The sequence below is a fragment of the Psychrobacter sp. Arc9 genome (genome assembly GCF_041431295.1).
In the GTDB taxonomy this organism is placed as follows: domain Bacteria; phylum Pseudomonadota; class Gammaproteobacteria; order Pseudomonadales; family Moraxellaceae; genus Psychrobacter.
Genome location: NZ_JASMRK010000022.1, coordinates 40,420 through 48,354, shown reverse-complemented (window position 1 = coordinate 48,354; position 7,935 = coordinate 40,420). Strand labels below are relative to the sequence as shown.

The window sequence follows — 7,935 nt, the reverse complement described above, 5'->3', positions numbered from 1 at the left end:
GATGTTTATGAGCGCTCAGAAGACTTAGTACTGGATATCAGCAATGCACAGAACGCCACTATTGGCACGGACAGTGCGACCGGCAGCATTGTTGATGAATCTGATGATCCAAATGATCCAGGCGCCAATACTGAAGGCGACAAACCGACCGTCAGCGTTGGCGATGCCGTTGCCACAGAAGGCGGCAACTTAGTGCATCAAGTCACCGTCAATGGTGAGACAACGCAGGCGGACGTCACCTATGACTTTAACCTAGCGGATGGCAGCACTAATCCTGCCATAGCGGGTAGTGACTATACCAATGCCCCCGTATTTAGTAACGGCGTCATCAATAATGGCGATGGTACTATTACCGTCCCAGCTGGAGTGACCGACTTTACCGTCACTTATCCAAGCTTGACTGACAACATCCTTGAGAATGATGAAACCACCACCATCACTATTGGTAATGATAGTGGCACGGGTACGATCTTAGATAACGACACCGCGCCGACATTAACCATCACCGATAACAGCGTCATAGAAGCTACAGGTACGACCGTTAATGGTACGTTTGAAGTTACTGATCTCCAAAGTGTGACAAGTCTAACCATCAATGGACAGGAGGTAATCACAGCAATTACAACACCTGTTACCATTGTAGGCAGCGCGGGCACGCTAGTAATTACTGGTTACGACACAGTAAATGAGTCATTCACTTACGAATATACAGAAAACGGCAATGCAGAAAATCATAGCGCTGGTGCTGTATTCGATCAGTTTGACGTGATATTAACCAACACCATTGGCGATACCATTAATGACATCTTAGATATTGAGATTATAGATACTGCACCAACGGCTAATGATGACAAAAACACCATTAGCGAAGAGATAGATACTGTTTCAGGCAACGTGCTTACGTCAACTGGTGCAGCGACAGATGATGTGGCTGATGATCTAGGTGCTGATAATGCAATAACAGCAACTACGGTAACAGCAGTGGATGGTAACACTGGTGCAATTGGAAGCGGTACACAAGGTCAATACGGTGAACTGACACTCAATGCGAATGGCGAATATGTTTATGATGTTGATAATGCCGCTATACAGTATTTGGCACTAGGTGAAAGTTTAACAGAAACCTTTGAATACACTATAACCGACGCTGATGGTAGTACTGATACTGCCAAGCTTACCATTACTATCACCGGCACTAATGATCAACCAACCATCACTGCTGATGGTAATGACAATATTGCGAATATATCTTTCGTCGAGCAAACAGATGACTCAGTGATTACTCAAAGTGGCATTATTGCTTTTAGTGATATTGATGTCAGTGATACGCTAACACTGGGTTATATTAAAGGTGAAAACCAATATACCTTTGGTCAAGGTAATACAGCCTTGACTGATCTAACTGTTCCGCAAAAAACTGCGCTAGAAGGTATGTTCTCAATAACTCAAGCGACCAATAATAATGGAGTTTGGGAGATTGAAGCAAAAGATACTGATATTGACTTCCTCCCCGAAGGCGAAACCATCACCATCCGCTACGCGGTACAAGTTGATGACGGCAATAACATCACCATAGCTGGCGGTGGTAACGAGATTAGTACCAGTGAAATTCGCTACGTTGAAGTTACTATAACGGGTACTAACGACGGCATTGCCTTAGTAAACGATGTTGTAAGTACGCGAGAAGATACCACCTTAACAGGTAATATATTTGACAATGATAGCGATGATCCAGATTTTGGTCAGGCATTAACCGTAGAGAGCTATGATGTATTAGGTATGACAGCAATAGCTCCTGGTACGACGACTACATTGAGCCCAGACGGCACTAACGCCATTGGTAGCATTACTGTCAATAGTGATGGTAGTTATACCTTTGTACCTGCCGCCAACTATAGTGGTAGCGTGCCTGTGATTACGGCCAATGTGACAAATGGCTTAGCACCGAGCGATCCGTCTTATTCTGCAGGACCGGAGACCTTAACGATAACGGTCAACCCAGTATCTGATGCCCCAGATATCGGCTCTAACAAGACAGGTATTGATAAGATTACAACGAATGAAGACACTATCGTTGAATTAGGTTTAACAGCCCCTACTATTGCCGACGATACTGATCTGGATGGCACAGGGAACGACACCGACAACCTAGAACGTATTGGTTTAATCACCTTAACGGGTATTCCTAATGGCGCTAAACTTAACTATGGTGGTACTAGCTTTGACACAGTGGGCAGTGATATTACAATACTACTCAGTGACTTTGTCAGTGACGGTAAGATAATTAACAACCCAGGGTCAGCAACCATTACCATGACCAGCGCTGAATTTGAGTCGATGACCCTCACACCACCAGCAGATGATGCTACCAATATCTCCTTTGAGATGTCAGTGACAGAGTACGAGGTTGATAGTGATGGTGATATTATCAAGGTTGATAGCAATGGTGCAGTTGATCCAAGCGGTACTGATATTGCTGGTGCAACCAGTACTGTCACTATCGAGGTTGATGTCCAAGCCGTCACTGATAGCGTAGATAAAAACGACCCTAATGATCCAGATAATCCTCATGATGATAATGACGACTTTAGTGAGTTTGGCATTGATTCAAACTATACTATTACGCCTGATGACGGTATTACCTCAATTACTGGTAATAATGTAGTCGCTAATGTCGCTGAAGGTCAGTCGATTGAATTACCAATAAATACTAAATTTGGTGACCTAGTCTATAGCGGTAATAACGATAGAGAGAACTATGGATTTGTAATTACCGGTCTTAATGAAGGTACAGTGGTTGAGTTTGTTGATGCTAATGGTGATGTTATAGCAAGTGGAACTGCCAACGCCGATGGGATGGCGTTGATAGGCGCTACTGCGACTATGGATGTTAATGGTGTTGTCACAGTCACTAACACAGGTCTGCCAGTATTTGACACCAGTAGTGGTCAGCCCACCATGCGTATCGATACAGCTGATTATAATTCGAATGATATGAATGTAGGAGTCACGCTTTATACCAAAGACAATGATGCTGACTCACCTGCTGCTAACCCAACTGTGGAAGAAATCGACACTATCAATGTCAACCTAACCGTCACCCCAGTTGCTGGTCAAGTCGAGCTTGATAATGCAGGTGTTGAAACCAAAGAAGATACGCCAGTCACTCTTGATAGCTTTGGCTTTACCGTGCAGGATGATAAAGATGGCGCTGGTGCAGAAGTCATCACCGAGATTCAATTTGAGCTGCCAGCAGGTTGGACGTTCACTGATACTACTGGTGCAGGGTCACAAAGTGGTACTACTGTAACTATCGATATGACTGGCTCGCCTAATTTAAGTCAGATGGAGCTTACACCGCCACCTCATTCATCGTTAGATGCAGACTTTATTTTTGAGGTCACAACCTTAGACACTGATGATAATGATAGTACTATTACGGTACAGGGCACAGCAACGTTAGAGCAAACCGTAGTCGTCACCCCAGTCGCCGAAATAGTTGGTACGGATACTGACGGTGATGGTACAGATGACCTAACCATCAATCCAAGCTACACTTACATAGCCAACGCAAATGAAGACGAAGCCTTTAATCTTTTCGCTGATCCTGATGGTTCATTTAACTTAATAGATGATTGGAGCAACCAAGACACTTCCGAAGATACCTTCGCACATATGACCTTTGGTAATAAGAGTGATAGCGGCTTCACCTCAGTTGAGGGGGCGGTATTTACTTATAATGATGGCAATGGTTTAGTTAGCCTGACTGACAACGGCAATGGTGTCGATATTCCGATGGAGTACCTAGATACCGTCACCGTAACCCCACCGCAAGACTATAGTGGCTTTAACCTTGCTAGCGGTGCCGAGACAGCAGTCAAGGTCGAGGCAAAAACTGTCGATGTTGACGAAGATGGTGGCGCAACAGATACAGCCACCAGTGGCGAAAGTTACTTAACATTTGAATTTGATGTAAAAGGCGTAGCCGACCCAGCCACCTTAGCTGTTGATCCTGCCGAAGGTTTTGAAGATCAAGCAATTATTGGTGGTAACAATCGTGATGGTTCAATACCAGCAACGATTGATCCTGCTCTTGGTATCCCGCTCGATATCCGCCCAAGCTCGCGTGATAATGACGGCTCTGAGACTTATGATGTGACCATCTCGGATATACCAGCAGACGGGCAGCTTTATTATACTAATAGCAACGGTGATACAGTCTTACTTGATACTACTGGTGGTACGGTAGTGATTGAAGATTACAATAATAGCGTAACTGGGTTGTACTTTGTGCCTGCTGAGAACTTCAGTGGTACGGTAAACCTAAAAGTACAGGCAGTGAGTAAAGAGGATGGCACTAGCGGTATTGCAAGCCCTATTCTTAATCTACCTATCAAAGTTTTTGGCAAGGCAGATCTAATAACCAATGATGACTTAGCAAAAGAGACCGCCACTATCAATGGTAAGGACTATACCTATGTGACTGATGAGGCAACGCTAGATGGTACAGGTAACCATCAGATTGCCTTATCTAGCCTATTCAAGGATGTTGCGGATATCGAGGCATATGATGGAGACAGCCCAGCTGCTGAGCAAGTTATTTATCGGGTTGAGGACTTGCCTGCTGGCTTTAACTTAATCGGTGCAGAGGTTACTTTCTTAGGTGGCGGCGGCACTGATCGAGTATGGTCAGTGACGCTTGAGGCCTTGCAAAACGGTACAGCGCAGCTGCAGACACCAGATAACTTTGCAGGTGAAATCAACTTCAATATTACTGGTACCACTACAGAGAAGGTATCTGGTGATAGTGTCTCCCACAATCAGCAAAACGTCTCTATTCTAGTGACCCCTGATGCAGCTGACGGCACAGTGAATAATACTCAAGTCGTTGCCACTGAAGATTTGTGGGCGACTATTGACTTTGAATCAGCATTTACAACCACAGATCAAGGCGGTTTAACTGAAGGTCAAGAAGTGCTTGAGAGTATCACGCTATTAGCAACTGATCTAATGGCTAAAGACGTCATATTACGTGTTGACGGTATTGAAGTGGACTTAACAACTAACCCACCACCAACTTTGACATTTACGCCCGATCAGACAATCGAGATTATGTACGATGACGATAAACGTCATAGCGATGATGATGTTAGTATAGACTTTGACTACACTTATACTGACACCGCTAAATTGACTGATAATTCAGAGATTAAGGAGTCCACTTCAGGTAGTGCTACTGTTAATGTGACCTTCCAAGCGGTTACTGATCAGCCGAGTATGATTTTGAATGTAAACGATGGCACTATTGATAACAGCGGTAATGACAATACGGCGTCTGTCACCGTATCTATATCTTCAGCTGATCAAGATGGCTCAGAGAGCTTTACTCGTCTAGAAGTGACTGATGTGCCTGATGGTCTCAATGTGCAAGGCGGTATCTTATCAAATGGCGTCTGGTACGTTGATGTCCCTAATGATCCAGCTATTACCGACACTGCAGCGACTTATGAGCTAGTGCTTGAGCGTAATGATAGTACGGTTAATATACCAGAAGGCAGTTTCAATATTACAGTGACGGGTATTACGCAGGATATCAATGGTCAAGGCACTGATGGTAGTGAAGCGCGTGTAACCGAGAGCTTTGAGATCGCAATAGATAGGACAGGTGGCGGTGAGGATCCTACCCAGCCTAACTTGATAGATAGCTTTACTAGCAAGGCAGTCATACCTTCGCAGGTAGAAGATATCAGCTTTACTCTAGGTGATATATTGGACGCTACCTTGAACTCAGCTACCGCTAATACAGTTAGTGCTTATACTTTTTCCTTGACTGATCTACCAGCAGGGACTGAAGTATCTATCACCAATTCAGCTATAAGCGTGCAGCAGATTGGCGGTAAATGGATCATCAGTGTGGATGATGCAAGTAGCCTCAGTCCAGAAGATGCTCTTGATGCAGTGACAGTGACTCCGCCGAAAGATTTTAGTACCAACGTCACAGACGGTAGCCAAGATCTTACCTTTAATACCAACTTTACTGCGTTAGATAAAGATGGTGGCGAGGAACGAGTGCAGGTTGACGACGTCAAGGTTGAGATCAAGCCAGTTACGGATCCGATAGACAATGATGGTAAAACCACTATAGTCGATACGGATGAGGACACCAAAGTAGAAATTGAGATCGACTTAACCAACACGGCTGACGGTAATAATGTTGAGATTATTGATAACAAGCTGTATCTGCAGCTGGATGAGTCTGGTTTAACGACTGATAATGGCACTAGCGGAAAACTAACGGATGACAATGGTAACGACTTGACGCTTGTAACATTGGCAGATGGTGACGTTGCTGATATTCCAGCTGGTGATTATTATATCGTAGATGTAGGCACGCCTATTTTTTATGAACCTGCCGAAAATGAAGATGGCACGGCAACGGTTGATGTCTATGCCGCTCATAAAGAGAGTCATAATATCAGCGGACATGACAGTGGTACAAAGACTTATAAGCACAGTTATGACGTCACAGTCGAGTCGCAGCCAGACAATCTAAGTATTACTGATAAGAGTGATCAATCAACAACCACTGCTAGCGGTAATGAAGATACTATGATTGCTATCGACTATAAGATTGCGACTATCGATAAAGACAATACTGATGCCGCTACTGCCATCACCTTAGACAATATCCCTAATGGTTATCTGGTCTACTATACTGATGCTAATGGCAATCCCGTCTTGGCAAGTAACAATGGTAATTCTGGTGGTAATAACTTATGGTCTATTGATGTCTCCAAACTGGGTGATACTAATACTGGCGAAACGTCAAATATATTCATCATGCCACCGGAAAACGTCAGTGGTATCGTGTCTGGTATCGAGATGAAAGTGGTCAATGACAGCGGGATGATCAGTGATCCGCTAGAGATTAATCTTGAGGTCAAACCAGTCGCTGATGGGGTAGCTGCTAATCCTTCTACTATTCTTGGTAGTCAGGGTAAGTGGACCACGCTGAATCTAAACGCAACTATGCAAGATACGGATGGTAGTGAGACCGTTAATATAGTTGTCACTGATGATGGTATGAGCTTAACCGATGATGTCTTACGCTTTAGAGTGAAGAGTACAGGTGAAATGTTGACTGCCGTGTGGGATGATGTCGCTAACAGCTATACCATAACGGATATTACTCCTGAGCAAATCAATGACTTGCAAATTCAGTCATCCATACCGTTAAAAGGCGATCTGGACTTTGTGCTTAGTACGACCGATAAAGCTACAGGTATGACTGATAGTGTATCAACTGAAGTGACCGAAGAGGTATCTGTAGATATTGTCTTTACCAAAACCTTTGGAGGCACACCTGAAGACGATATCCTTGACGCTTCTGGACAATCTGTGGCTGTGAATTATAAAGGCGGCGCAGGTAATGACATCTTAACGGGTGGTAGTGGCAATGACTTCCTTGATGGTGGTACAGGTGCTAATACGCTGAGAGGCGGTGCTGGTAACGATAAGTTGGTGTTCTCTGCTGATAACCTACTGATGGATGGTGGTGACGGCATAGATACCTTACTGATCAATACCGCTGGCACGACTATCGATTTTAATAGCTTTAATAGTAGCGTGATTGATAACATGGAAGTCATAGAACTGGGTGTTGGCGCGCAGTCATTGACTAATATTACTACCAGTGATGTCATTGAGATGACCGATAGTAACAATGAGCTGTTTATCAATGGCGGCAATGCTGATAGTGTCTCTTTAACAGCGGATTTTGAAAAACAGCAAACGTCTGATGAGACCGGATACGCTCAGTATCAGAGCACGTTGGATTCATCGGTGACTCTATATGTCGATACTGATATTACCGTGATATAATTGCTATCTTTTCTAGATAATGTTGATGTAAACAAAAAAGCCATACTTGTATAC

Annotated in this window: 1 protein-coding gene; it reads left to right on the top strand. The window is 44.0% G+C overall.

What is annotated here, in order from left to right:
* A partial coding sequence (locus tag QO187_RS10900; protein WP_371548349.1) for a VCBS domain-containing protein occupies positions 1 to 7,881 on the top strand: 7,881 nt, incomplete at its 5' end.
* Between the last annotated feature and the right edge of the window lie 54 nt (positions 7,882 to 7,935).